23 protein-coding genes are annotated in these 24,575 nt (G+C 57.3%); 18 read left to right on the forward strand and 5 right to left on the reverse strand.

The window, feature by feature from the left end; genetic code table 11:
- The first annotated feature begins 193 nt into the window (after window positions 1–193).
- Window positions 194–403 (forward strand): YbfA family protein, encoded by a 210-nt coding sequence (locus IYV58_RS07980; protein ID WP_162626030.1) that lies wholly within the window; start codon window positions 194–196, stop codon window positions 401–403.
- Between the two features lie 201 nt (window positions 404–604).
- Window positions 605–2,047, forward strand: a complete 1,443-nt coding sequence (gene phrB, locus IYV58_RS07985) for a deoxyribodipyrimidine photo-lyase (protein WP_049115031.1) — start codon at window positions 605–607, stop codon at window positions 2,045–2,047.
- Here phrB and dtpD read toward each other — a convergent pair.
- Complete coding sequence (gene dtpD, locus IYV58_RS07990) at window positions 2,016–3,497, reverse strand: dipeptide permease DtpD (protein ID WP_049115030.1); 1,482 nt, start codon at window positions 3,495–3,497, stop codon at window positions 2,016–2,018. The two genes, phrB and dtpD, sit on opposite strands and share 32 nt — an antisense overlap.
- Before the next feature lie 271 nt (window positions 3,498–3,768).
- On the opposite strand from dtpD, the gene ybgI reads away from it, so the two are divergent.
- From ybgI to nei, 8 genes are all read left to right on the forward strand, one after another.
- Window positions 3,769–4,512, forward strand: coding sequence for a radiation resistance protein YbgI (gene ybgI / locus IYV58_RS07995; protein WP_004130511.1), 744 nt, complete (start codon window positions 3,769–3,771; stop codon window positions 4,510–4,512).
- A gap of 15 nt (window positions 4,513–4,527) precedes the next feature.
- Window positions 4,528–5,184 (forward strand): 5-oxoprolinase subunit PxpB, encoded by a 657-nt coding sequence (pxpB, locus tag IYV58_RS08000; RefSeq protein WP_004130512.1) that lies wholly within the window; start codon window positions 4,528–4,530, stop codon window positions 5,182–5,184.
- A complete protein-coding gene (gene pxpC / locus IYV58_RS08005) occupies window positions 5,178–6,110 on the forward strand; it encodes a 5-oxoprolinase subunit PxpC (RefSeq protein WP_195729520.1) in 933 nt (310 codons plus the stop codon). The genes pxpB and pxpC overlap by 7 nt, the downstream gene beginning before the upstream one ends.
- On the forward strand, window positions 6,100–6,846 hold the full coding sequence (gene pxpA, locus IYV58_RS08010) for a 5-oxoprolinase subunit PxpA (RefSeq protein WP_004130514.1): 747 nt from the start codon (window positions 6,100–6,102) through the stop codon (window positions 6,844–6,846). Before pxpC ends, pxpA begins: the two co-directional genes overlap by 11 nt.
- A gap of 62 nt (window positions 6,847–6,908) precedes the next feature.
- The gene (locus tag IYV58_RS08015) at window positions 6,909–7,634 is read left to right on the forward strand and encodes a DUF969 domain-containing protein (RefSeq protein WP_004130515.1); all 726 of its coding nucleotides are present in this window, start codon (window positions 6,909–6,911) and stop codon (window positions 7,632–7,634) included.
- Window positions 7,631–8,626 (forward strand): DUF979 domain-containing protein, encoded by a 996-nt coding sequence (locus IYV58_RS08020; RefSeq protein ID WP_004130517.1) that lies wholly within the window; start codon window positions 7,631–7,633, stop codon window positions 8,624–8,626. Before IYV58_RS08015 ends, IYV58_RS08020 begins: the two co-directional genes overlap by 4 nt.
- A 9-nt stretch (window positions 8,627–8,635) precedes the next feature.
- Window positions 8,636–9,280, forward strand: coding sequence for a pyroglutamyl-peptidase I (pcp, locus tag IYV58_RS08025; RefSeq protein ID WP_004130519.1), 645 nt, complete (start codon window positions 8,636–8,638; stop codon window positions 9,278–9,280).
- Window positions 9,281–9,295: 15 nt separating this feature from the next.
- Complete coding sequence (nei, locus tag IYV58_RS08030) at window positions 9,296–10,087, forward strand: endonuclease VIII (protein WP_049114984.1); 792 nt, start codon at window positions 9,296–9,298, stop codon at window positions 10,085–10,087.
- 45 nt (window positions 10,088–10,132) lie between these two features.
- Here nei and gltA read toward each other — a convergent pair whose 3' ends face one another.
- Window positions 10,133–11,416 carry a citrate synthase gene (gene gltA / locus IYV58_RS08035; protein ID WP_004100276.1) on the reverse strand — a complete coding sequence of 428 codons (1,284 nt, stop codon included), beginning with the start codon at window positions 11,414–11,416 and terminating at the stop codon, window positions 10,133–10,135.
- A 639-nt stretch (window positions 11,417–12,055) separates the two neighbouring features.
- Here gltA and sdhC point away from each other — a divergent pair.
- The 8 genes from sdhC (at window position 12,056) to sucD (ending at window position 22,051) form a co-directional block, all read left to right on the forward strand.
- Complete coding sequence (gene sdhC, locus IYV58_RS08040; RefSeq protein ID WP_004130523.1) at window positions 12,056–12,460, forward strand: succinate dehydrogenase cytochrome b556 subunit; 405 nt, start codon at window positions 12,056–12,058, stop codon at window positions 12,458–12,460.
- Window positions 12,454–12,801: a succinate dehydrogenase membrane anchor subunit gene (gene sdhD, locus IYV58_RS08045; protein WP_004100278.1), complete on the forward strand. Its 348-nt coding sequence runs from the start codon at window positions 12,454–12,456 to the stop codon at window positions 12,799–12,801. Before sdhC ends, sdhD begins: the two co-directional genes overlap by 7 nt.
- Complete coding sequence (gene sdhA / locus IYV58_RS08050; RefSeq protein ID WP_009651647.1) at window positions 12,801–14,567, forward strand: succinate dehydrogenase flavoprotein subunit; 1,767 nt, start codon at window positions 12,801–12,803, stop codon at window positions 14,565–14,567. The genes sdhD and sdhA overlap by 1 nt, the downstream gene beginning before the upstream one ends.
- Window positions 14,568–14,582: 15 nt before the next feature.
- Entirely contained in the window at window positions 14,583–15,299 is a 717-nt protein-coding gene (gene sdhB, locus IYV58_RS08055; RefSeq protein WP_004130526.1) for a succinate dehydrogenase iron-sulfur subunit SdhB, read from the forward strand.
- Between the two features lie 571 nt (window positions 15,300–15,870).
- Entirely contained in the window at window positions 15,871–18,678 is a 2,808-nt protein-coding gene (gene sucA / locus IYV58_RS08060; protein WP_004130528.1) for a 2-oxoglutarate dehydrogenase E1 component, read from the forward strand.
- 14 nt (window positions 18,679–18,692) lie between these two features.
- Window positions 18,693–19,916 carry a 2-oxoglutarate dehydrogenase complex dihydrolipoyllysine-residue succinyltransferase gene (gene odhB / locus IYV58_RS08065; RefSeq protein WP_004130530.1) on the forward strand — a complete coding sequence of 408 codons (1,224 nt, stop codon included), beginning with the start codon at window positions 18,693–18,695 and terminating at the stop codon, window positions 19,914–19,916.
- A 99-nt stretch (window positions 19,917–20,015) separates the two neighbouring features.
- The gene (gene sucC, locus IYV58_RS08070; RefSeq protein ID WP_004130532.1) at window positions 20,016–21,182 is read left to right on the forward strand and encodes an ADP-forming succinate--CoA ligase subunit beta; all 1,167 of its coding nucleotides are present in this window, start codon (window positions 20,016–20,018) and stop codon (window positions 21,180–21,182) included.
- Window positions 21,182–22,051: a succinate--CoA ligase subunit alpha gene (gene sucD / locus IYV58_RS08075; RefSeq protein ID WP_004100288.1), complete on the forward strand. Its 870-nt coding sequence runs from the start codon at window positions 21,182–21,184 to the stop codon at window positions 22,049–22,051. The genes sucC and sucD overlap by 1 nt, the downstream gene beginning before the upstream one ends.
- 98 nt (window positions 22,052–22,149) lie before the next feature.
- On the opposite strand, the gene IYV58_RS08080 is transcribed toward sucD, so the two are convergent.
- Genes IYV58_RS08080 through IYV58_RS08090 form a run of 3 tightly spaced genes read right to left on the reverse strand, consistent with a single transcriptional unit; the run spans window position 22,150 to window position 24,568 of the window.
- Window positions 22,150–22,803: an aspartate/glutamate racemase family protein gene (locus IYV58_RS08080; RefSeq protein WP_004130535.1), complete on the reverse strand. Its 654-nt coding sequence runs from the start codon at window positions 22,801–22,803 to the stop codon at window positions 22,150–22,152.
- On the reverse strand, window positions 22,800–23,219 hold the full coding sequence (locus IYV58_RS08085) for a GlcG/HbpS family heme-binding protein (protein WP_004130536.1): 420 nt from the start codon (window positions 23,217–23,219) through the stop codon (window positions 22,800–22,802). Before IYV58_RS08085 ends, IYV58_RS08080 begins: the two co-directional genes overlap by 4 nt.
- A 5-nt stretch (window positions 23,220–23,224) precedes the next feature.
- Window positions 23,225–24,568, reverse strand: a complete 1,344-nt coding sequence (locus IYV58_RS08090; RefSeq protein ID WP_004130539.1) for a bile acid:sodium symporter family protein — start codon at window positions 24,566–24,568, stop codon at window positions 23,225–23,227.
- Window positions 24,569–24,575 lie beyond the last annotated feature (7 nt).

Raw genomic sequence — 24,575 nt, forward strand, 5'->3', positions numbered from 1 at the left:
CAATTTAACTAATGGTTAGTATTAATTTAACTTTTTTGTAACTGAGTTACCGGATGAATGTAAATAAAGGCTAAATAGGTGCTTTTTAGTGGTCGGATGAGTAGTAAAATTACAGCCAAAGCGGTACTATTTTAAGCAGAGAAACATTGTAACTTTTCCGGCTTTGCTTGCCGGCCTGACAAAGGGGAGAGAAATTATGGCGTTGTACAAAACTTATCCTGCTCATATCATCTTTGCGCGTCGCGCTTTCGCCGTGACGGCTGGCGTGCTGGCGCTGCCGGTAATGCTGTTCTGGAAAGACCGCGCGCGTTTTTACAGCTGGCTGCACCGTGTGTGGGCAAAAACCAGCGAACAGCCGGTATGGATGGCGCAGGCGGAAAAGGCCTCCGCAGATTTTTATTAACCTTTGCAGATGGCCGAACGGCTAAGCCTGCTGAAGCGCAGGCGCTGCGCCTAAGAATTTTGTTATCAATCACGCCGCCGGTTTATCCGGCGGTTTTTTTTTGCCCGGAGTGGCTTACACTTATTAACCTCCCGCAGGCTAAGCCGGGGGGATAGCTGTTTAGACGTCGTATATATCCATTTTAATGATGAAAGGAATGTTATGGCCACCCATCTGGTCTGGTTTCGCGCGGATTTGCGCATGCACGATAATCTGGCGCTCGCTGCCGCCTGCCGCGACCCCCATGCAAGGGTGCTGGGGTTGTTTATCGCCACGCCAGGGCAATGGCGCCAGCACGGTATGGCGGCGCGCCAGGCGGCATTTATCGTTAGCCATCTTCACAGCCTGCAAGCGGCGCTGGCGGAAAAGGGGATCCCGCTGCACGTTGAACAGGCGGAAGATTTTGCCGCCAGCGTAAAACTGCTCGCCAGCTTCTGCGGACAGCAGCAGGTCACACATCTGTTTTACAACTATCAGTACGAAATTAACGAACGCCAGCGCGATGCCGCGGTGGAAAAAACCCTGACCGGAGTGACTTGTCAGGGTTTTGATGACAGCGTCCTACTGCCGCCAGGCAGCGTACTGACCGGCAATCGCGAAATGTATAAGGTGTTTACGCCGTTTAAAAATGCCTTTCTTCGCCGTTTACAGGAAGCGCTGCCCGAGTGCGTCGCCGCGCCGAAAGCTCGCGCGTGTGGCCCCATCGCTGCCGTGTCTGATGTGAAAATAGACTATCCGCAGACGCCCTTCGACGGCGAGCTGTTCGCCGCGGATGAAAAAAGCGCTATCGCCCGGCTCCGCGGTTTTTGCCAGCAAAAAGCGGCCGATTATGAACAGCAGCGCGATCTTCCCGCCGTCGAAGGAACCAGCCGGCTGTCGCCATGCCTGGCGGTGGGCGCGCTCTCGCCGCGCCAGTGTCTGCACCGTTTGCTGGTTGAGCAGGCGCGGGCGCTGGATGGCGAAGCCGGGGCGGTATGGCTCAACGAGCTTATCTGGCGCGAGTTTTACCGTCATCTGATGGTTTACTACCCAAACTTGTGTAAAGGTCGCCCTTTTATCGACTGGACCGATAACGTGGCGTGGTTGGATGATAAATCCGCGTTTCAGGCCTGGCAGCGCGGACAGACCGGCTTCCCGATTGTTGACGCCGCGATGCGTCAGCTCAATGCGACCGGCTGGATGCATAACCGCCTGAGGATGATTGTCGCCAGCTTCCTGGTTAAAGATCTGCGTATCGACTGGCGGCTGGGCGAGCGCTACTTTATCGAACAGCTTATTGATGGCGATCTGGCGGCGAATAACGGCGGCTGGCAGTGGGCGGCATCCACGGGTACCGATGCCGCGCCCTATTTTCGTATTTTTAACCCGACGACCCAGGGAGAACGCTTCGATAAAGCGGGGCGGTTTATTCGTCACTGGCTGCCGGAGCTGGCCGGAGTGCCAGAGAAAGCGGTGCATCAACCGTGGCTGTGGGCGGAAAAGCAGGGCGTAAGGCTGGATTATCCGCGCCCGATTGTTGACCACAAGCAGGCGCGGCTGGAGACGCTGGCGGCCTGGGAGGCCGCCAGAGAACTTAAGACTCCATCGCCAGGCGACGAGCCCTGATCTTAACGGAGTGATACAGCCAGATCGCCAGCACCAGGCCGACGCAGGCTAGCGCGCCCCAGGTTATCTGGCTGAACACCTCAATGTAGGCGTTAATCGAGTAGTTGATGGCCCCGGCGGCGTCGAACGACCCCTGCGAGGTCTGGTCGGCAATCACCCCCGCCAGATAGTTGGCGATAGCGCCGGAGAGCAGCATATAAATGCCGGTCAGCACGCCGGTCACGCCGGGGATCTGAATGCGGGTGATTTGCGACATCGCTACCGGGTCGATAAATAGTTCGGCAAAGCCCATCACCGCCAGACCTAATACCATCAGCGGCATCGAGGAGTGGCCATAGGCGGCTGACCAGCGGGCGCTGAGGGTCAGGATGCAGAACCCGGCGCTCATCAGGCCGAGGCCCAGCGCGAATTTGCCCCAGATACGTACGGTACGGTTGCCGTTGATATTCTCTTTCACCAGCCACGCCAGCACCACTCCGCAGAGCATCACCGCAAAGGCGTTGACCGACTGGAACATCGCGGTCGGTATTTCATAACCCATAAAATGCCGATTAACGAAACGGTCGATGTACAGGCTGATGGAGCTGCCACCCTGCTGCGCAAAGGCCCAGAACAGTAGACTGAAGCAGGTGAGCACCATAATCAGCCGCAGATCTTTACGCTGCCCGGCGGTCTCCGCGCGCAGGTAGATCCGCGTCAGTACCGCCAGACCGATAACTGTCGCCACAATCAGCGCATAGACCGACCACTCCTGCCAGAACAGCACGGTGATTAGCAGCGGCGCGGCGATCAGCAGCACCAGCAGCCAGCCCCAGTTTGGTAAAACAAAGCTCCGCGCCCGCAGCGCTTCGCGATTGACGCCCCGGGTATGGCGGAAATGGCGGTTGCCGCTGAGGAAAATGACCAGCCCGGCGATCATGCCTACCGCCGCCAGCGCAAAGCCCATCGCCCAGCTGTACTCCTCCTGCACGTAGCCGCAGGCGATTGGCGCAATGATAGACCCGACGTTGCCCGCCGCGTACATCAGCGAAAAACCGCCGTCGCGGCGCGGGTCGGTGGGTTCATACAGTTCGCCGAGAAGGCAGCTGACGTTGGATTTAAACAGCCCGTAGCCGCAGACAATAATCGCCAGCGACAGGTAGAGAAAGATGGGGGCGATTTCGCTCGCGCCGAGCACCAGATGGCCGATGGCCATCAACAGCGCGCCGAGCATCACCGCCATGCGGTTGCCCAGCAGCTTATCCGCCAGGAAGCCGCCGAGAATCGGCGTAACGTAGACTAAAGAACAGTAGGCGCTGAACAGCGCATAAGCATGATTATCGTCATACTTGAGCTGATTGGTGAGATAAAGAATCAGCAGCGCGCGCATGCCGTAAAAGCTGAAGTATTCCCAGATTTGCAGCGCGACGACGTAATAAATCGCCCGCGGCTGTGAGGATTGTGTGTTCATGTAATGCTTTGTCCTGCCATAAAAAAAGAAAGTCGATTTTTCTGCATGAATAACTATCAACTAGTGATATTCATGGCGTTATAGGCTTTCTGGTTATTTAATATGCTGTAATAGTGCATAAATATACACGAATGCGCGCTGGAGGGAGTAGACAAATTGCGGGATTTCGCGAAAAGTCAAAATGGACGGCGAAGCGGCAGAACTATCGACTGACCGGGCGGATACCGTTATGTTATCCCTCTGCATAGAATAATGACCTGGTGGAGCGGCAATGAAAAATAGTGAACTGGAACAACTGATTAATGAAAAGCTGAACAGCGCGGCCATCAGTGATTACGCCCCCAATGGGCTCCAGGTGGAAGGGCGCGAGACGATACAAAAAATCGTCACCGGCGTAACCGCCAGCCAGGCGCTGCTGGATGAAGCTGTGCGCCTGGAGGCCGATGCGGTGATTGTCCATCACGGCTATTTCTGGAAAGGTGAATCGCCGGTGATCCGCGGCATGAAGCGCAATCGCCTCAAAACGCTGCTGGCTAACGACATTAACCTCTACGGCTGGCACCTGCCGCTTGATGCCCACCCGGAACTGGGCAATAACGCCCAGTTGGCGTCGCTGCTCGGCATCAACGTGATGGGCGAAATCGAGCCGCTGGTGCCGTGGGGCGAACTGTCAATGGCGGTATCGGGCCTGGAGTTGGCTTCGTGGATTGAAGCGCGGCTGGGACGCAAACCGCTGTGGTGCGGCGACACCGGGCCGGACAAAGTCGTCCGCGTGGCGTGGTGCACCGGCGGCGGCCAGAGCTTTATCGACAGCGCCGCCCGCTTTGGCGTCGACGCATTTATTACCGGTGAGGTTTCAGAGCAAACCATCCACTCGGCGCGCGAGCAGGGGCTGCATTTTTACGCTGCCGGGCACCATGCTACCGAGCGCGGCGGAATTCGCGCGTTAAGCGAATGGCTAACGGAAAATACCGAACTGGACGTCACGTTTATTGATATCCCGAACCCGGCCTGATGAACGGAGGCAAAAGTGCAGCGAGCGCGTTGTTATTTGTTAGGTGAAACGGCAGTGGTACTGGAGCTTGAGCCGCCGGTATCGCTGGAAAGTCAGAAGCGGATCTGGCGGTTAGCCCAGCGTCTGGTAGGCCATACTGAGGTGGTGGAAGCCATCCCGGGCATGAACAACATTACCGTGATATTGCGTAATCCGCAGCAGACGGCGTGGGATGCGATTGAACGCCTGCAGCTCTGGTGGGAGGAGTGCGATACGCTCGAACCGGAGTCGCGGCAGGTTTCGGTCCCGGTGGTTTATGGCGGCGAATACGGACCGGATCTGGGGGAAGTTGCCCGCCATAGCGGCTTGAGCGAGAAGCAGGTGGTTGAGCTGCATTCGTCGGTGGAGTACGTGGTGTGGTTCCTCGGCTTCCAGCCGGGCTTCCCATATTTCGGCGGCCTGCCGGAGCAGCTGGCGATGCCGAGACGGGCGGAGCCGCGCCTGCTGGTGCCCGCAGGGTCCGTCGGTATCGGCGGGGCGCAAACCGGAATTTATCCGCTGGCGACGCCCGGTGGGTGGCAGTTGCTGGGGCGTACACCGCTGGCGCTGTTTGATCCGAAGCGCAAGGAGCCGGTGTTGCTGCGTTCCGGCGACCGGGTGCGTTTTGTGCCGCAAAAGGAGGGCGTATGTTAAAAATTATCCGCGCCGGAATGTATACCTCGGTGCAGGACGGTGGGCGTGAAGGGTTGCGTCAACTGGGCATCAGCCGCTGCGGCGCTATGGATAAGCCGGCGCTGGTCACCGCTAATCTGCTGGTGGGGAACGGCGCCAACGCCGCGGCGCTGGAGATAACGCTGGGCCAGGTGGATATTCAGTTTGAGCGTAACGGCTGGTTTGCGCTGACCGGCGCCGCCTGCGAGGCGAAGCTCGATGGCGAGCCGGTATGGGTGGGCTGGCGAACGGCGGTCAAGGCCGGGCAGCATCTGGTGCTCAAGAATCCCCAGCACGGCGTGCGCAGCTACCTGGCGGTGGCGGGGGGAATTGCGGTACCGAAGGTGCTGGGTTCGCGCAGCACTGACCTGAAAGTGGGGATTGGCGGCCTGGAAGGGCGACGCCTACAGGACGGCGACCGGTTGAAGCTGGGGAAATCGGATAAGCAGTTCCGCGGGCCGCGCGGCGTGAAGCAGCTGCCCATCGGCAACCGCATCCGCGCGCTGCCCGGGCCGGAGCACCAGGAGTTCGATAGCGTGTCGCAGGACGCCTTCTGGCGCTCGCCTTGGCAGCTTAGCCCGCAGAGCAATCGCATGGGCTACCGCCTGCAGGGGCAACCGCTGAAGCGAACGACCGATCGCGAGATGCTGTCCCACGGTCTGCTGCCCGGGGTGGTGCAGGTTCCGCATAACGGCCAGCCCATCGTACTGATGAACGACGCGCAGACCACCGGCGGCTATCCGCGGATTGCGACCATCATCGAAGCCGACATGTATCAGTTGGCGCAGATCCCGCTGGGACAACCGATCCACTTTGTTCCCTGTTCCCTGGAGGAAGCGCTGAAAGCGCGCGCCGACAGGCAACGTTACTTTGAACAACTGGCATGGAGACTTAACGATGAAGATTGATTTAAACGCCGATCTCGGCGAAGGCTGCGCCAACGATAGCGCGCTGCTGCAGCTGGTCTCTTCCGCCAATATCGCCTGCGGTTTCCATGCGGGCGATGCGCTGATGATGCTGCAGTGCGTTCGCGAAGCGCTGAAATATGGCGTCGCGGTGGGCGCGCACCCCAGCTTTCCCGACCGGGAAAATTTCGGCCGTACGGCGATGCAGCTGCCGCCGGAGACGGTTTATGCGCAAACGCTGTATCAGGTTGGCGCGCTGGCGGCGATGGTGCGCGCGCAGGGCGGCGAGCTGCGGCACGTCAAGCCGCACGGTATGCTGTATAACCAGGCGGCAAAAGATCCGCAGCTTGCCGACGCTATCGCCAAAGCGGTATATGACGTTGACGCGGGTCTGGTGCTGGTTGGCCTGGCGGGCAGCGAGCTGATTCGCGCCGGGCAACGTTATCAGCTGACAACTCGTCAGGAGGTCTTCGCCGACCGCGGTTATCTGGCGGACGGCAGCCTGGTGCCGCGCACCCAGGCTGGCGCGCTGATCGAAAGCGAAGAACAGTCGTTGGCGCAAACTCTGGAAATGGTGCAGCACAGCCGGGTGCGCAGTATCACCGGCGAATGGGCGCACGTAGTGGCGGAAACCGTCTGCCTACACGGTGACGGCGAGCACGCGCTGGATTTTGCACGCCGTCTGCGCGCGGCGTTTGCCGGACGCAATATACAGGTCAGTGCGGAAGTAGAAGAATAAAAACAATATTATCAATCAATTAACATTAGACAACAACTCACAACAACATACAGGATGTAATTATGGGAGAGTCATTATCTCTCTGGCCACTGATCGGTATTGCCGCGATCGTGGTCGGATTTGTTCTGCGTTTCAACCCGGTGCTGGTGGTTATTGTCTCCGGGATCATCACGGGTCTGACGGCGCATATGCCGATCGCGACCATTCTGGAGAAGCTGGGCGAAGGATTTCTCAATACCCGCAACCTGCCGTTTATTCTTCTGCTGCCGCTGGCGGTGATTGGCCTGCTGGAGCGGCACGGCCTGAAAGAGCGCGCGCAGACGTGGATCGCGAAGATCCGCAGCGCCACTGCCGGTCGTTTGCTTATCGTCTATCTGTTCGTGCGTGAAGTAACCGCGGCGATGGGCCTCACCAGCCTGGGCGGACATCCGCAAATGGTGCGCCCGCTACTGGCGCCGATGGCGGAAGGGGCGGCGGAGAAAAACTTTGGCGCCTTGCCTGGAGAGGTCCGCTATCGTCTACGCGCGATGTCGGCGGCGACCGATAACGTTGGCCTGTTCTTCGGGGAAGATATATTCGTTGCCTTCGGGGCGATTATCTTTATGCATAACTTTATGCTGGAGTCGGGGGGCATTCAGACTGAGCCGCTGCATATTGCCCTGTGGGGGATACCCACGGCGGTATGCGCCTTCCTGATCCACTCCGCCCGCCTGTGGCGCCTCGACCGTCATCTCCAGCGCGAGCTGGACAAGGTTAACGCCGGTCAGGCGAAAGGCGGTGCAGCATGAATTTTCAGCAAACCTGGCTGTACTGGTTGGCGGGCGTTGTCCTACTGTTGGTAGCAGTGATGTCATGGCGCGATAAGGCCAATCCGCGCAGGCTGACAACCGGCCTGTTCTGGGGACTGTATGGTCTGGTGTTTCTGTTTGGCGACTGGACCTATGAGCTGGTTGGCGACAAGCGCACCGTCAATATCGGCGTTGGCGTGGTGGTGGTGGTACTGGCGCTGATCGCCGGTTTTGGCGGCGTGCGCCTCGGCCGCTATCATCAGCGCTCGCAGGAAGAACGTACCGCCAGCGCCGCGCGTCTTGGCAACCGGCTGTTTTTCCCGGCGCTGGCGATACCGGTGGTGACGGTGATCGGCGTGCTGCTGTTTAATAATCTCCCCTCGCTGCAGGTCGCTATCTTTGGTCCGGGCAATCACGCCACGCTGATCACGCTGTTTTCAATGACCGCAGGTACGCTGCTCGGCCTGGTGATGGCTATCCGCATGACCCATGAAACCGCGGCGCAGCCGTTGCAGGAAGCTCGTCGCCTGCTGGATTCAGTGGGCTGGGCGTTTATTTTGCCGCAGATCCTCGCGGTGCTCGGGCTGCTGTTTACCGCCGCGGGCGTCGGCAATAGCATCTCCTGGCTGACCCAGCACTATCTGGCGGTAGACAGCCGGTTTATCGCCGTGGCCGTCTATACCCTGGGTATGGCGCTGCTGACGATGGTGATGGGCAACGCTTTCGCCGCGTTTCCCATCGTGACGGCGGGTGTCGGGATCCCGATTCTGGTGCTGCAGCACGGCGGTAACCCGGCGGTGATGGCGGCAATTGGCATGTTCTCAGGCTACTGCGGGACCCTGATGACCCCAATGGCGGCGAACTTCAATATCGTCCCGGCCGCGCTGCTGGAGCTGCCGGATAAAAATGCGGTGATCAAAGCCCAGGTGCCGACCGGCGTTATGCTGCTTATCGTGAACGTATTTTTGCTCTATTTCCTGATGTTCCTGTAAGGAGGGATCATGGCTGGCGTACTGATTACCGGTTTTGAACCGTTTGGCGGCGAAGCGGTTAACCCTTCGTGGGAAGTGGTAAAGCGGCTGGACGGCGCTATCATCGCCGGGCAGCCGGTGGTGGCGCGGCAGCTGCCGTGCGTCTTTGGCGAAGCCCTGACGGCGCTGAACGCCGCGCTGGAGGAGCTGAAACCTGTCTTAACGCTGGCGATTGGCCAGGCGGGCGGTCGCGTCGATATCACCGTTGAACGCGTGGCGATCAACGTCGATGATGCGCGGATCCCGGACAATAAAGGCCAGCAGCCGATCGATGTGCCGATCGTTGCCGGAGGCCCGGCGGCGTACTTTAGCACGCTGCCGATCAAAGCGATCGTGACCGCCCTGCGGAGCAAAGGTATCCCGGCGTCGGTATCGCAGACGGCGGGAACGTTTGTCTGTAATCACGTGATGTATGGCCTGCTGCATAGCCTGCGTAACGGCAGCGGCGCGAAGGGCGGCTTTATCCATATTCCGTATTTGCCGGAGCAGGCTGCGGCTCACCCTGGCGAAGCGAGTATGGCGGTAGACACGGTGCGTGCGGCGCTGGAAACGGCTATCGCCGTTGCCCTGCAGCAGGACGGAGACGTGAAAGTCGGCGGCGGCGCAACGCATTAACATAAGGATAAGATTATGCCGGAAGGTCCGGAAATTCGCCGCGCGGCGGATAGCCTGGAAGCGGCGATTAAAGGCGAACCCCTAACCGGGGCGTGGTTCGCCTTTCCGCAGTTACAACATTATCAATCTCAGTTGGTCGGCCAGCGAGTGACGCACATTGAAACTCGCGGTAAGGCGCTGCTGACCCACTTCTCCGGCGGGCTAACGCTGTATAGCCACAATCAACTTTACGGCGTCTGGCGGGTGGTGGACGCGGGGTCGCAGCCTGAAACGACGCGCGTTCTCCGCGTTAGGCTGCAGACCGCGCGCAAGGCGATTTTGCTCTATAGCGCCTCTGAGATTGAGATGCTGACGCCCGAGCAGCTCGCCCGCCATCCGTTTTTGCTGCGGGTCGGGCCGGATGTACTTGATATGCGCCTTAGCGTTGAACAGGTCAAAGCGCGGCTGCTGACGGCGAAATTCCGTAACCGCCAGTTCTCCGGTCTGCTGCTGGATCAGGCGTTTCTTGCCGGATTAGGCAACTATCTGCGGGTGGAGATCCTCTGGCAGGTGGGGCTGACCGGGCGGCATAAAGCCTCTGAACTGGATGAGAAACAGCTCGATGCGCTGGCGCAGGCGCTGCTGGAGATCCCGCGCTTGTCCTACAACACCCGCGGTGTGGTGGAGGAGAATAAGCACCACGGCGCGCTGTTTCGCTTTAAGGTTTTTCATCGCGAAGGGGAGGCCTGCGAGCGCTGCGGCGGAATTATCGAGAGGACCATGCTGTCGTCGCGGCCGTTTTACTGGTGTCCGGGATGTCAGCAATAAAAAAACGCGCCAGAAGGCGCGTTTTTTGTCGTAGCGATAGCCGACCTAGCGGGCGATATCGTTTTTGAAATCGCGCTTTTCGTAGCCGGTATACAGCTGACGCGGACGGGCTATTTTCATGCCGTCGCTGTGCATTTCGTTCCAGTGCGCAATCCAGCCCACGGTACGCGCCATCGCGAAGATAACGGTAAACATGGAGGATGGGATGCCCATCGCTTTGAGGATGATACCGGAGTAGAAATCGACGTTAGGGTAAAGTTTCTTCTCAATGAAGTACGGGTCGTTAAGCGCGATGTGCTCAAGCTCCATAGCCACTTCCAGCAGATCGTCTTTGGTGCCCAGCTCTTTCAGCACTTCATGGCAGGTTTCACGCATAACGGTGGCGCGCGGGTCGTAGTTTTTGTACACCCGGTGGCCAAAGCCCATCAGGCGGAAAGAGTCGTTTTTGTCTTTCGCGCGACGAACGAATTCCGGAATGTGTTCAACGGAGCTGATCTCTTCGAGCATCTTCAGCGCCGCTTCGTTGGCGCCGCCGTGCGCCGGTCCCCACAGGGAGGCAATGCCCGCTGCGATGCAGGCAAACGGGTTCGCGCCGGAAGAGCCGGCGGTACGCACGGTGGAGGTCGAAGCGTTTTGTTCGTGGTCGGCGTGCAGGATCAGGATACGGTCCATCGCGCGTTCCAGAATCGGGTTCACTTCATATTTTTCACACGGCGTGGAGAACATCATATTCAGGAAGTTACCCGCGTAGGAGAGGTCGTTGCGCGGATAAACGAAAGGCTGACCGATAGAATATTTGTAACACATTGCCGCCATCGTCGGCATCTTGGAGAGCAGGCGGAATGCGGCGATATCGCGATGGCGTGGGTTATTCACATCCAGCGAATCGTGATAGAACGCGGCCAGCGCGCCGGTGATACCGCACATAACGGCCATCGGATGTGAATCGCGGCGGAACGCGTGGAACAGACGGGTAATCTGTTCGTGAATCATAGTGTGGCGAGTAACGATTGTTTTGAATTCGTCGTACTGGGCCTGAGTCGGCTTCTCACCGTTCAGCAGGATGTAGCATACTTCCAGATAGTTGGAGTCGGTTGCTAACTGATCGATCGGAAAACCGCGGTGCAGCAGGATACCTTCATCACCGTCGATAAAGGTGATTTTAGATTCGCAGGATGCGGTTGAGGTGAAACCAGGGTCAAAAGTAAATACGCCTTTTGAACCAAGACTACGAATATCAATAACATCCTGACCGAGCGTGCCCTTTAGCACATCCAGTTCGATAGCAGTATCACCACCCAGGGTGATTTTTGCTTTAGCATCAGACATTTATGGTCTCCTTAGCGCCTTTATTGCTTAAGACTGCCGGGTGGTGGATTTGCATTCGGCCCGTAGCAGATGACGTTACCAGTTTGTTATGTTGCACATCGCTCTGCGTCGCGAAAAGGGCAGGGTACAGAGCAAGGGCGCTTGATGGTACGTCTTCAGCCTACGATGAAACAACAGCAAATCAGCGTTTTAGCAGCCCGAATATTATAAAACTATATACCACTAATAACTGTCCTGATTACATCGGTCAATACTCTCTCACTGTTGCATAACTTATTCTCAGGTAAAAGAGTGACCCCATAACTTTTGCGTATTATTGCATTTATCTGGTAATGGTTGTAACAATAATGTTTAATATTTGTCAAATCAGATGATTAAAAATTAAAAATATGTTGTTATCGTGACATTGATCACTGTTCGGGAGAAAACCCGACAAACTATATGTAGGTTAATTGTAATGATTTTGTGAACGGCCTATACTGCCGCCAGGTCTCCGGAACACCCTGCAATCCCGAGCCACCCAGCGTTATTTTGTCACGCTTTAACTCCTGGAAAGGCGTTTTAACATGACTTTTAGTTATAGATAAGGACGCTGTCTGACCCGCAAGCAGACCGGAGGAAGGAAACAATAAGAACAGCATGTGGGCGTTATTCATGGTAAGAAATGTGAAAAAACAAAGACCTGTCAATCTGGATCTGCAAACGATCCGGTTCCCAATCACGGCGATAGCGTCCATTCTCCATCGCGTATCCGGAGTGATCACCTTCGTGGCGGTCGGGATTCTGCTTTGGCTGCTGGGCACCAGCCTTTCCTCTCCCGAAGGTTTTCTCACTGCGGCATCCATTATGGATAGCTTCTTTGTGAAGTTCATCATGTGGGGCATCCTGACCGCGCTGGCGTATCACGCGGTAGTCGGTATCCGCCACCTGCTGATGGATTTTGGCTATCTTGAAGAAACCCTCGAAGTAGGGACACGCTCCGCCAAAATTTCTTTTGTTATTACTGTCGTGCTTTCACTTCTCGCAGGAGTCCTCGTATGGTAAGCAACGCCTCAGCACTAGGACGCAACGGCGTACATGACTTTATTCTGGTCCGCGCTACCGCTATCGTTCTGACCCTCTACATCATCTATATGGTGGGCTTCTTTGCCACCACCGGTGAAATTTCATGGGAAGTCTGGACGGGCTTTTTCTCCTCCGCGTTCACTAAAGTCTTCACCCTGCTGGCTCTCGTTTCCATTCTGATCCACGCCTGGATTGGGATGTGGCAGGTGTTAACGGACTACGTTAAACCACTGGCTGTACGCTTAATTCTGCAACTGCTGATCGTTGTTGCGCTGGTGGCTTACGTTCTTTATGGATTTGTTGTGGTGTGGGGTGTGTAATGAAATTGCCTGTCAGAGAATTTGATGCAGTTGTGATCGGTGCCGGTGGCGCAGGTATGCGCGCGGCGCTGCAGATTTCCCAGAGCGGCCAGACCTGTGCGCTGCTCTCCAAAGTTTTCCCGACCCGTTCCCATACCGTTTCCGCGCAGGGCGGGATCACCGTCGCGCTCGGTAATACCCATGAAGATAACTGGGAATGGCATATGTACGACACCGTTAAGGGGTCGGACTACATTGGCGATCAGGACGCCATCGAATATATGTGTAAAACCGGCCCGGAAGCGATTCTGGAGCTGGACCATATGGGGCTGCCGTTCTCCCGTCTCGAAAATGGCACGATTTATCAGCGTCCGTTCGGCGGCCAGTCGAAAAACTTCGGCGGCGAGCAGGCGGCACGTACCGCTGCGGCGGCTGACCGTACCGGTCACGCCCTGCTGCACACCCTTTATCAGCAGAACCTGAAAAACCATACCACTATTTTCTCCGAGTGGTACGCGCTGGATCTGGTGAAAAACGCCGATGGCGCGGTGGTCGGTTGTACCGCTCTGTGTATCGAAACGGGTGAAGTGGTTTACTTTAAAGCCCGCGCCACCGTGCTGGCGACCGGCGGCGCAGGCCGTATTTACCAGTCCACCACCAATGCTCATATCAATACCGGCGACGGCGTGGGTATGGCGATCCGTGCCGGCGTTCCGGTGCAGGATATGGAAATGTGGCAGTTCCACCCGACCGGTATCGCCGGCGCGGGCGTTCTGGTGACAGAAGGCTGCCGCGGTGAAGGCGGCTATCTGCTGAATAAACACGGCGAGCGCTTTATGGAGCGTTATGCGCCGAATGCGAAAGACCTGGCGGGTCGTGACGTGGTGGCGCGTTCCATCATGATCGAAATCCGTGAAGGTCGCGGCTGCGACGGTCCTTGGGGCCCGCACGCCAAGCTGAAGCTTGACCATCTGGGTAAAGAGGTTCTCGAATCCCGTCTGCCGGGTATTCTGGAACTCTCTCGTACCTTTGCTCACGTCGACCCGGTGAAAGAGCCGATTCCGGTTATCCCGACTTGCCACTATATGATGGGCGGTATTCCGACCAAAGTGAGTGGCCAGGCGCTGACCGTCAACGAGCAGGGCGAAGACGTGGTGATTCCGGGGCTGTTCGCGGTAGGCGAAATCGCCTGCGTATCGGTACACGGCGCGAACCGTCTGGGCGGCAACTCGCTGCTTGACCTGGTGGTCTTTGGTCGCGCGGTGGGTCTGCACCTGCAAGAATCTATCGCCGAGCAGGGCGTACTGCGCGACGCGACGGATGACGAGATCGACGCTTCGCTGGAACGTCTGAACCGCTGGAACGGCAACCGCAATGGTGAAGATCCGGTCGAAATCCGCAAAGCGCTGCAAGAGTGTATGCAGCATAACTTCTCGGTATTCCGCGAAGGGGACGCGATGGCGAAGGGCCTTGAGCAGCTGAAAGCGATCCGCGAGCGTCTGAAAAACGCTCGTCTGGACGATACTTCCAGCGAGTTCAACACCCAGCGCGTTGAGTGTCTGGAGCTGGATAACCTGATGGAAACCGCTTACGCCACTGCAATGTCTGCGAACTACCGTACCGAAAGCCGCGGCGCGCATAGCCGTTTCGACTTCCCGGATCGTGATGATGAAAACTGGCTGTGCCATTCCCTGTATCTGCCAGAGTCGGAATCCATGACGCGTCGTAGCGTCAATATGGAACCGAAGCTGCGTCCGGCATTCCCGCCGAAGATTCGTACTTATTAATGCGGAGACAGGAATATGAAACTCGAGTTTTCAGTTTATCGTTATAACCCGGACGTAGACGATGCTCCGCGCATGCAGGACTACACCCTCGAAGCGGAAGAAGGTCGTGACATGATGCTGCTGGATGCGTTAATCCAGCTGAAAGAGAAAGATCCGTCGCTGTCGTTCCGCCGCTCCTGCCGTGAAGGGGTATGTGGTTCTGACGGTCTTAACATGAACGGGAAAAATGGTCTGGCGTGCATCACGCCGATCTCCGCGCTGAATCAGCCGGGCAAGAAAATTGTTATCCGTCCGCTGCCAGGATTACCGGTTATCCGTGATTTGGTGGTAGACATGGGGCAATTCTATGCACAATATGAGAAGATTAAGCCTTACTTGTTGAATAATGGGCAAAATCCTCCGGCTCGCGAGCATCTGCAGTCGCCAGAGCAGCGTGAGAAACTCGATGGTCTGTACGAGTGTATTCTCTGCGCATGTTGTTCAACGTCTTGCCCGTCGTTCTGGTGGAACCCGGACAAGTTTATCGGCCCGGCAGGCCTGCTGGCCGCGTATCGCTTCCTGATCGACAGCCGCGATACCGAAACCAGCGAGCGCCTCGAAGGGCTGAGCGATGCTTTCAGCGTATTCCGCTGTCACAGCATTATGAACTGCGTCAGTGTGTGTCCTAAGGGGCTGAACCCGACGCGCGCCATCGGCCATATTAAGTCGATGCTGCTGCAGCGCAGTGCATAAGTAACCCGGTCTGTCCCGGATGGCGCTAGCGCTTATCCGGGCTACCAAAAGCAGTAGCCCCGGCAGCGTTCGCGCCGCCGGGAAATGAATACCCTAAATAATTCGAGTTACAGGACAAAACGGCTAGCCGTTTTGAACAGCGTTTGCGCTGGCCCCGTAGGGGCGAGGCCGAAGGCCGAGTCACGCGGCGACGCCGCGAATCCCCAGGAGCTTACTCAAGTAAGTGACTGGGGTGAGTGAGGAAAGCCAACGCACATGTAACTTGAAGTATGAAGGGGATGGCAGGAAATCTTTAAAAACCGCCAAATATGTACCAGTAATCAAGGCGTTCAGAGCGAGGTAAGGCGGCAACTGAACGCATCCCCGGGAGCATAGTGAACTATGTGACCGGGGTAAGTGAAGGCAGCTAACGCAACCGCAGCCTGAACGCCGAAGATTAATGGCAGTTTTTAAAGGTTCCTTAGCGGACGAAACCACAACTCATCCGCAACAAGTGAACCCCGGCACGTACAACTTCTGTGCGTGGTAGTTTCTACGGCGAAATAAGCATATAAATGCTTAAGGGATCACGATGCAGAACGGCGCAATGAAAGCCTGGCTGGACTCTTCTTACCTCTCTGGTTCGAACCAGAGCTGGATAGAACAGCTCTATGAAGACTTCTTAACCGATCCTGACTCTGTTGACGCCAACTGGCGTTCTATGTTCCAGCAGTTACCTGGCACCGGAGTCAAACCGGATCAATTTCATTCCAAAACGCGTGATTATTTCCGCCGCCTGGCGAAGGATGCCTCGCGTTACACTTCTTCGATTTCCGACCCTGACACCAATGTGAAGCAGGTTAAAGTCCTGCAGCTCATCAACGCATACCGCTTCCGCGGTCACCAGCATGCGAATCTCGATCCGCTGGGACTTTGGCAGCAAGAGAGAGTGGCGGATCTCGATCCGGCTTACCACGATCTGACCGAGGCCGATTTCCAGGAGATCTATAACGTAGGCTCTTTTGCCATCGGTAAAGACACGATGAAGCTGGGCGATCTGATCTCCGCCCTGAAGCAGACCTATTGCGGCTCCATTGGCGCGGAATATATGCACATTACCTCTACCGAAGAAAAACGCTGGATCCAGCAGCGTATCGAGTCGGTAGCGGGCAAAGCGAGCTTTAGCGCCGAAGAGAAAAAGCGCTTCCTCAGCGAGCTGACCGCGGCGGAAGGCCTGGAGCGCTACCTCGGCGCGAAATTCCCGGGCGCTAAACGCTTCTCGCTGGAAGGCGGCGATGCGCTGATCCCGATGCTCAAAGAGATTATCCGCCACGCGGGTAAGAGCGGCACCCGCGAAGTGGTGCTGGGCATGGCGCACCGCGGTCGTCTGAACGTACTGGTCAACGTGCTGGGTAAAAAACCGCAGGACCTGTTCGACGAATTCGCCGGAAAACATAAAGAGCACCTCGGTACCGGTGACGTGAAGTACCACATGGGCTTCTCGTCCGATATGGAAACCGAAGGCGGTCTGGTGCACCTGGCGCTGGCGTTTAACCCGTCGCACCTGGAAATCGTCAGCCCGGTGGTTATCGGCTCCGTACGCGCGCGTCTCGATCGTCTTGACGAACCGAGCAGCAACAAAGTGTTGCCGATCACTATTCACGGCGACGCCGCGGTTACCGGCCAGGGCGTGGTTCAGGAAACCCTGAACATGTCCAAAGCGCGTGGTTACGAAGTGGGCGGTACCGTACGCATCGTTATCAACAACCAGGTTGGCTTCACTACCTCCAACCCGCTGGATGCGCGTTCTACCCCGTACTGCACCGACATCGGTAAGATGGTTCAGTCGCCGATTTTCCACGTCAACGCCGATGACCCGGAAGCCGTGGCTTTCGTGACCCGCCTGGCGCTGGATTTCCGTAATACCTTCAAACGCGATGTCTTCATCGACCTGGTGTGCTACCGCCGTCACGGCCACAACGAAGCCGACGAGCCGAGCGCGACCCAGCCGCTGATGTACCAGAAAATCAAAAAGCATCCGACCCCGCGCAAAATCTACGCTGACAAGCTGGAAGCCGACAAAGTCGCGACGCTGGAAGACGCTACCGAGCAGGTGAACCTCTACCGCGACGCGCTGGATGCTGGCGAATGTGTGGTGCAGGAGTGGCGTCCGATGAACATGCACTCCTTTACCTGGTCCCCGTACCTTAACCACGAGTGGGATGAGAGCTACCCGGACAAAGTTGAACCTAAGCGTCTGCAGGAGCTGGCGAAACGCATCAGTACGGTGCCGGAAGCCGTTGAGATGCAGTCGCGTGTCGCGAAAATCTACGGCGATCGTCAGGCAATGGCCGCCGGTGAGAAGCTGTTCGACTGGGGCGGCGCGGAAAACCTCGCCTACGCTACGCTGGTAGATGAAGGCATTTCGGTGCGTTTGTCCGGCGAAGACTCCGGGCGCGGGACCTTCTTCCACCGCCATGCGGTGATCCATAACCAGAAAAATGGTTCAACCTATACGCCGCTGCAGCACGTCCACAACGGCCAGGGCCATTTCAAAGTCTGGGACTCCGTACTGTCGGAAGAGGCGGTACTGGCGTTTGAATACGGCTACGCTACCGCGGAACCGCGCACCCTGACCATCTGGGAAGCGCAGTTCGGCGACTTCGCTAACGGCGCGCAGGTGGTTATCGACCAGTTCATCAGCTCCGGCGAGCAGAAGTGGGGCCGTATGTGCGGTCTGGTGATGCTGCTGCCGCACGGCTATGAAGGTCAGGGGCCGGAGCACTCCTCCGCGCGTCTGGAACGCTACCTGCAGCTCTGCGCCGAGCAGAACATGCAGGTTTGCGTACCGTCCACGCCAGCGCAGGTTTACCATATGCTGCGTCGTCAGGCGCTGCGCGGTATGCGTCGCCCGCTGATCGTGATGTCGCCGAAATCGCTGCTGCGTCACCCGCTGGCGGTGTCGAGCATGGACGAACTGGCTAACGGCACCTTCCAGCCGGCAATCGGTGAAATCGACGATCTCGACCCGAAAGCCGTGAAGCGTGTTGTGCTGTGCTCTGGTAAGGTTTACTACGACCTGCTGGAACAGCGCCGCAAGAAAGAGCAAAAAGATGTCGCTATCGTTCGCATAGAGCAGCTCTACCCGTTCCCGCACCAGGCGGTACAGGAAGCGCTGAAACCGTATGCGCACGTGCATGATTTTGTCTGGTGCCAGGAAGAACCGCTCAACCAGGGCGCGTGGTACTGCAGCCAGCATCACTTCCGTGAAGTGATTCCGTTTGGGGCCTCTCTGCGTTATGCAGGCCGCCCGGCCTCCGCCTCTCCGGCGGTAGGATACCTGTCCGTTCACCAGAAACAGCAACAAGATCTGGTCAATGACGCGCTGAACGTCGATTAATTAAAGGATACATAATGAGTAGCGTAGATATTCTGGTTCCCGACCTGCCTGAGTCCGTAGCTGACGCAACGGTTGCCACCTGGCATAAAAAACCGGGCGATGCGGTTGTTCGTGACGAAGTGCTGGTAGAAATCGAAACTGACAAAGTGGTACTGGAAGTACCGGCTTCAGCGGATGGCATTCTGGACGCGGTCATTGAAGACGAAGGCGCCACCGTGCTTTCTCGTCAGATCCTCGGCCGCCTGCGTGAAGGCAACAGTGCGGGCAAAGAGTCCGGCGCGAAAGCCGATGCCAAAGAGTCTACTCCGGCCCAGCGCCAGCAGGCTTCTCTGGAAGAACAGAACAACGATGCGCTGAGCCCGGCGATTCGCCGTCTGCTCGCGGAACATAGCCTCGACGCGGCGGCCATTAAAGGCACCGGCGTTGGCGGCCGCCTGACCCGCGAAGACGTAGAGAAACATCTGGCGAACGCTCCGGCAAAAGCTCCAGCCCCGGCGGCGGCCCCCGCTGCTGCTGCTCCGGCTCCGCAGCTGGGCCACCGTTCTGAAAAACGCGTGCCGATGACTCGTCTGCGCAAACGCGTTGCCGAGCGTCTGCTGGAAGCGAAAAACTCTACCGCCATGCTGACCACCTTCAACGAAGTCAACATGAAGCCGATTATGGATCTGCGTAAGCAGTATGGTGACGCGTTTGAAAAACGTCACGGTATCCGTCTGGGCTTTATGTCCTTCTACGTGAAGGCGGTGGTTGAAGCGCTGAAACGCTATCCGGAAGTGAACGCCTCTATCGATGGCGATGACGTGGTGTACCACAACTATTTTGACGTCAGCATGGCGGTCTCCACGCCGCGCGGCCTGGTGACCCCGGTTCTGCGCGATGTCGACCTGCTGGGCATGGCGGATATTGAGAAGAAAATTAAAGAGCTGGCCGTAAAAGGCCGCGACGGCAAGCTGACCGTAGACGACCTGACCGGCGGTAACTTCACCATTACCAACGGCGGCGTATTCGGTTCTCTGATGTCCACGCCGATCATCAACCCGCCGCAGAGCGCGATTCTCGGAATGCATGCCATTAAAGATCGTCCGATGGCGGTGAATGGTAAGGTCGAAATTCTGCCGATGATGTACCTGGCGCTCTCCTACGACCATCGTCTGATCGACGGACGTGAATCGGTAGGCTATCTGGTCGCGATTAAAGAGCTGCTGGAAGACCCTACTCGTCTGCTGCTGGACGTGTAGTCAGCAAGAGTATTACCTACCGTAGGCCGGATAACACGCGCTAGCGCCGTTATCAGGCCTACAGGTTTATAATTATTCCCTGAAGGATGGACTGAACACATGAACTTACATGAATATCAGGCAAAACAACTCTTTGCCCGCTATGGCTTACCGGCGCCGGTGGGTTATGCCTGTACTACTCCGCGTGAAGCAGAAGAAGCCGCTTCAAAAATCGGCGCGGGTCCGTGGGTAGTGAAATGTCAGGTTCACGCTGGTGGCCGCGGCAAAGCGGGCGGTGTGAAAGTAGTTAAGAGCAAAGAAGACATTCGCGCATTTGCTGAACACTGGCTGGGCAAACGCCTGGTGACCTACCAGACAGATGCAAACGGCCAGCCGGTTAACCAGATCCTGGTGGAAGCGGCGACCGATATCGATAAAGAGCTGTACCTCGGCGCGGTCGTTGACCGTAGCTCCCGTCGTGTGGTCTTCATGGCCTCTACCGAAGGCGGCGTGGAAATCGAAAAAGTGGCGGAAGAGACCCCGCACCTGATCCACAAAATCGCCATCGATCCGCTGGCGGGTCCGATGCCTTACCAGGGCCGTGAACTGGCGTTCAAACTGGGTCTGGAAGGAAAACAGGTTCAGCAGTTCACCAAAATCTTTATGGGTCTGGCGACCATTTTCCTTGAGCGCGACCTGGCGCTGATCGAAATCAACCCGCTGGTGATCACCAGGCAGGGCGACCTGATTTGCCTCGATGGTAAACTGGGCGCTGACGGCAACGCGCTGTTCCGCCAGCCGGATCTGCGCGAAATGCGCGATCAGTCTCAGGAAGATCCGCGTGAAGCTCAGGCGGCGCAGTGGGAACTGAACTACGTCGCGCTGGACGGCAACATCGGTTGCATGGTGAACGGCGCGGGCCTGGCGATGGGCACCATGGACATCGTTAAGCTGCACGGCGGCGAACCGGCTAACTTCCTTGACGTTGGCGGCGGCGCTACCAAAGAGCGCGTCACCGAAGCGTTCAAAATCATCCTCTCTGATGACAACGTAAAAGCGGTTCTGGTTAACATCTTCGGCGGTATCGTACGCTGCGACCTGATTGCCGACGGCATCATCGGCGCGGTAGCCGAAGTGGGCGTTAATGTCCCGGTAGTGGTTCGTCTGGAAGGTAACAACGCCGAACTGGGCGCGAAGAAACTGGCTGACAGCGGCCTGAATATTATTGCAGCGAAAAGTCTGACGGATGCAGCTCAGCAGGTTGTTGCCGCAGTGGAGGGGAAATAATGTCCGTTTTAATTAATAAAGATACCAAGGTTATCTGCCAGGGCTTCACTGGTAGCCAGGGTACATTCCACTCTGAACAAGCCATTGCTTACGGTACGCAAATGGTTGGCGGCGTAACGCCGGGCAAAGGCGGTACCACTCATCTGGGCCTGCCGGTGTTCAACACCGTGCGCGAAGCGGTAGAAGCGACCGGTGCAACCGCATCCGTGATCTACGTTCCGGCGCCGTTCTGCAAAGACTCCATCCTGGAAGCTATCGATGCGGGCATTAAACTGATTATCACCATCACCGAAGGTATCCCGACGCTGGATATGCTGACCGTGAAGGTGAAGCTGGACGAAGCGGGCGTGCGCATGATCGGGCCGAACTGCCCGGGCGTGATCACCCCAGGCGAATGCAAAATCGGCATCATGCCGGGCCACATTCACCAGCCGGGTAAAGTGGGCATCGTTTCCCGCTCCGGTACCCTGACCTATGAAGCGGTTAAGCAGACCACCGACTACGGCTTCGGCCAGTCCACCTGCGTGGGCATCGGCGGCGACCCGATCCCGGGATCTAACTTCATCGATATCCTGAAGCTGTTCCAGGAAGACCCGCAGACCGAAGCGATTGTGATGATCGGTGAGATCGGCGGTAGCGCGGAAGAAGAAGCGGCCGCTTATATCAAAGATCACGTGACCAAACCGGTTGTCGGCTACATTGCCGGCGTGACCGCGCCGAAAGGCAAACGTATGGGTCACGCGGGCGCCATCATCGCGGGCGGCAAAGGCACTGCGGACGAGAAATTCGCGGCGCTGGAAGCCGCAGGCGTGAAGACCGTTCGCAGCCTGGCCGATATCGGCGAAGCGCTGAAAACCGTAATTAAGTAATAAGTAAAAAAACAGCCCTGACTTTCTGCATGGTTAAGGGCTGGTCCAATTTCGACATGGTTGGCCATCTGATGATGGCCTTTTTTTTTGCCCGTAACTCAGCTTTCCGCCAGTGCTTTCAGCCAACGAATTCCGCTTTCTGGCGAGGTCAAGACCGGAACCGGCGGAGTGGGTAGCTGCTGTAATACCCGGGCCATTGAGGCCTGTGCCAGCATGACCACATCCGCCTGGCTAAACGCGGTTTTTAGCCCGTCGGCGACAATCCGGTCATGGGTATCCATCTCTCCTGCCAGCAGCGCGTGAAAGGCCTCTTCCATTAATATGGGGGTAACGGCGCGCGGCTTACCGCTCTCCTGTATTTTGCGCTGGACGTAATCCAACGTCGGCTTTAGCGTGGTCGCTACGGTTGCCAGCACGGCGATACGCTCACCTTTTTCAATCGCTTCTTTGACCATCGCGCTGTCAATACGGGCGAGCTGGAGCGGCGTCAGAAACTGGCACTGTTCCACCGCCGTGCCAATAGAAGAGCAGGCGGTAATAAAAATATCGCAGTCCGCTTTTTCGGCAATATGCACGTAGTCGGCGATGCGGGCGGCAATATTCGGCGTTACCCCTCCGGCCTTCATGACCTGCTTGATCATGGATTCTTCCACCAGATGCATGACTTCCACTTCCGGCATGATATCGGCAATCAGCTGCTGCATCATCGCGAGCGTCGCTGAACTGGTGTGCAACATAGCGATCTTTTTCATTGGGTAATCTCCTCGAGCAAATTTTCCGCGACGGCCAGCGCCGCGTCGTGATCTTCCTGTGCCGATAGGCCGCCTACCGCGACGGCGCCGAGACATTTCCCGTCGTACAGAAGCGGGATCCCGCCGGGCAGGGCGGTAAAACGCGGATCGGCAAAGTAACTGATGTCCAGCTGCTCTTTTTGCAGGCGCTGTAAAAATGCCAGGGTGGTACAGCCGAGGCGACTGCTGGTACGCGCCTTGCGCTGAGTAAGTTCAATGGTTAACAATTTGGCATTGTCCATGCGTGCGAAGCTGAGCAGTTCCCCGCTGGCGTCGCACACCGCTACGCTTAGCGGGCGCTTTGTATAGCAGGAGTCAGCGAGGTCAAGCGCGAACGCTACGGCGCGTAAAGCCTGCTTCAGAGTGAGAGTCGTCATGGTGATTATCCTTTTGAAAGATGTTCAGAAACGGATTGAGCGGGATTTTTCGCGGCGGCCTGCGCCTGTCGGGCGTCCTTTTTGCGCCAGTAGTTCGCCAGCAGCGAGCCGCTGACGTTGCCAAGCGGAGTCATCACCGCGGAAGCAAGGCCCACCGTTGCCAGCTTGCCCATCGCGGCGGCAAGCCCCGATGCCATTCCGCCGTTTTGCAGTCCGACTTCAAAGGCCACGGTACGGGCGGACTGTACGTCCATGCGGAAGATCCAGCGACTCATCAGATAGCCAATCAGGAAACCGCCGAGGTTATGCATCAGCATGGCGAAACAGAGCAGGAAGCCGACCTGCACCAGGTTGTCGCGTCCCGCGGCGGCGGCGGTGGTCGTGAAGAAAATAATCCCTATCATCGAGATGGTCGGCATGATTTTCTTAATACCCTCAACGCGACCGTACAGCCAGTTGTAAAACAGCGCCCAGACGAGACCGCCAGCCACGAAGTTGACAACCACGGCGTACATTTGCGCTTCGGCGCCGGCGCTGGCGAACAGCGTGTTCCAGCCTCCGAAGCTCATATACAGCAGCCACAGGGCGCCGAGTCCGGCCAGTCCTTGCACAATACGACGGCCGCGTATGCTGGCGTAGGTTTTCAGGTAATCGTGTAAGATCGCCGCGCCGATAGGAATGAGCACGATTTTCACCACGTCCATCACCATTGCGGTCAGCTGAATGTCGATCATCGAGCCCGCCAGCAGGTTAACCCACAGCGGCGTCATCACCGTGGCCGCTAGGGTTGAAACCGCCGCTATCGATACCGCCAGCGCCAGGTTAGCGTTGGCGATGTAAACCATCACCGTCGAAGAGAGACCGCTGGGACACGCGCCAATCAGCAGGATGCCCACCGCGACTTCCGGCGGAAAGTTGAAGACCAGGGTAATGGTCAGGCCGAGCAGGGGCATAATGACAAAATGGCAGAAGGTACCGATAAACACCGCCCACGGCATTTTGGCGACATCGATAAAATCCTGGATCGTCAGCTTGGTGCCCATGCTGAACATGGTGGCCTGGATGACCAGGAAAACAATCCATTTATGGGTGATGTTAAAGCCGCCCCAGACGATCAGATCCGTAGACCAGGTCATCGCGGCAACGAAACCGGCGATGATCCACAAGGTAAACTGATAACTGCGTAACCCCGGCCAGTATCCTGCTCCCGCCGCAAAACCGGCGGTGAACATTACCAGCCCAGGCTGCCAGATCGCGGGTGAATGCATCAACGCACCTACCGCCGCCAGGGCGGCGCCGGCGATGCTGACGCCGAGACCGGTTTTGTGAATAACAGTGGTCATAGTCATAGCGAAA

The sequence above is a fragment of the Klebsiella sp. BDA134-6 genome (assembly GCF_015601345.1).
GTDB lineage: Bacteria > Pseudomonadota > Gammaproteobacteria > Enterobacterales > Enterobacteriaceae > Klebsiella > Klebsiella grimontii.

Excerpts from the sequence above, each read along its gene's own strand:
- dtpD (WP_049115030.1), bottom strand. The coding sequence starts at position 3,497 with ATGAACACACAATCCTCACAGCCGCGGGCGATTTATTACGTCGTCGCG.
- pxpC (WP_195729520.1), top strand. The coding sequence starts at position 5,178 with ATGTTAAAAATTATCCGCGCCGGAATGTATACCTCGGTGCAGGACGGT.
- gltA (WP_004100276.1), bottom strand. The coding sequence starts at position 11,416 with ATGTCTGATGCTAAAGCAAAAATCACCCTGGGTGGTGATACTGCTATC.
- phrB (WP_049115031.1), top strand. The coding sequence starts at position 605 with ATGGCCACCCATCTGGTCTGGTTTCGCGCGGATTTGCGCATGCACGAT.
- pxpA (WP_004130514.1), top strand. The coding sequence starts at position 6,100 with ATGAAGATTGATTTAAACGCCGATCTCGGCGAAGGCTGCGCCAACGAT.
- sdhD (WP_004100278.1), top strand. The coding sequence starts at position 12,454 with ATGGTAAGCAACGCCTCAGCACTAGGACGCAACGGCGTACATGACTTT.
- sucA (WP_004130528.1), top strand. The coding sequence starts at position 15,871 with ATGCAGAACGGCGCAATGAAAGCCTGGCTGGACTCTTCTTACCTCTCT.
- pcp (WP_004130519.1), top strand. The coding sequence starts at position 8,636 with ATGGCTGGCGTACTGATTACCGGTTTTGAACCGTTTGGCGGCGAAGCG.
- IYV58_RS08020 (WP_004130517.1), top strand. The coding sequence starts at position 7,631 with ATGAATTTTCAGCAAACCTGGCTGTACTGGTTGGCGGGCGTTGTCCTA.
- odhB (WP_004130530.1), top strand. The coding sequence starts at position 18,693 with ATGAGTAGCGTAGATATTCTGGTTCCCGACCTGCCTGAGTCCGTAGCT.
- nei (WP_049114984.1), top strand. The coding sequence starts at position 9,296 with ATGCCGGAAGGTCCGGAAATTCGCCGCGCGGCGGATAGCCTGGAAGCG.
- IYV58_RS08085 (WP_004130536.1), bottom strand. The coding sequence starts at position 23,219 with ATGACGACTCTCACTCTGAAGCAGGCTTTACGCGCCGTAGCGTTCGCG.
- sucD (WP_004100288.1), top strand. The coding sequence starts at position 21,182 with ATGTCCGTTTTAATTAATAAAGATACCAAGGTTATCTGCCAGGGCTTC.
- IYV58_RS08090 (WP_004130539.1), bottom strand. The coding sequence starts at position 24,568 with ATGACTATGACCACTGTTATTCACAAAACCGGTCTCGGCGTCAGCATC.
- sdhA (WP_009651647.1), top strand. The coding sequence starts at position 12,801 with ATGAAATTGCCTGTCAGAGAATTTGATGCAGTTGTGATCGGTGCCGGT.
- sdhC (WP_004130523.1), top strand. The coding sequence starts at position 12,056 with ATGTGGGCGTTATTCATGGTAAGAAATGTGAAAAAACAAAGACCTGTC.
- IYV58_RS08080 (WP_004130535.1), bottom strand. The coding sequence starts at position 22,803 with ATGAAAAAGATCGCTATGTTGCACACCAGTTCAGCGACGCTCGCGATG.
- sucC (WP_004130532.1), top strand. The coding sequence starts at position 20,016 with ATGAACTTACATGAATATCAGGCAAAACAACTCTTTGCCCGCTATGGC.
- IYV58_RS08015 (WP_004130515.1), top strand. The coding sequence starts at position 6,909 with ATGGGAGAGTCATTATCTCTCTGGCCACTGATCGGTATTGCCGCGATC.
- sdhB (WP_004130526.1), top strand. The coding sequence starts at position 14,583 with ATGAAACTCGAGTTTTCAGTTTATCGTTATAACCCGGACGTAGACGAT.
- ybgI (WP_004130511.1), top strand. The coding sequence starts at position 3,769 with ATGAAAAATAGTGAACTGGAACAACTGATTAATGAAAAGCTGAACAGC.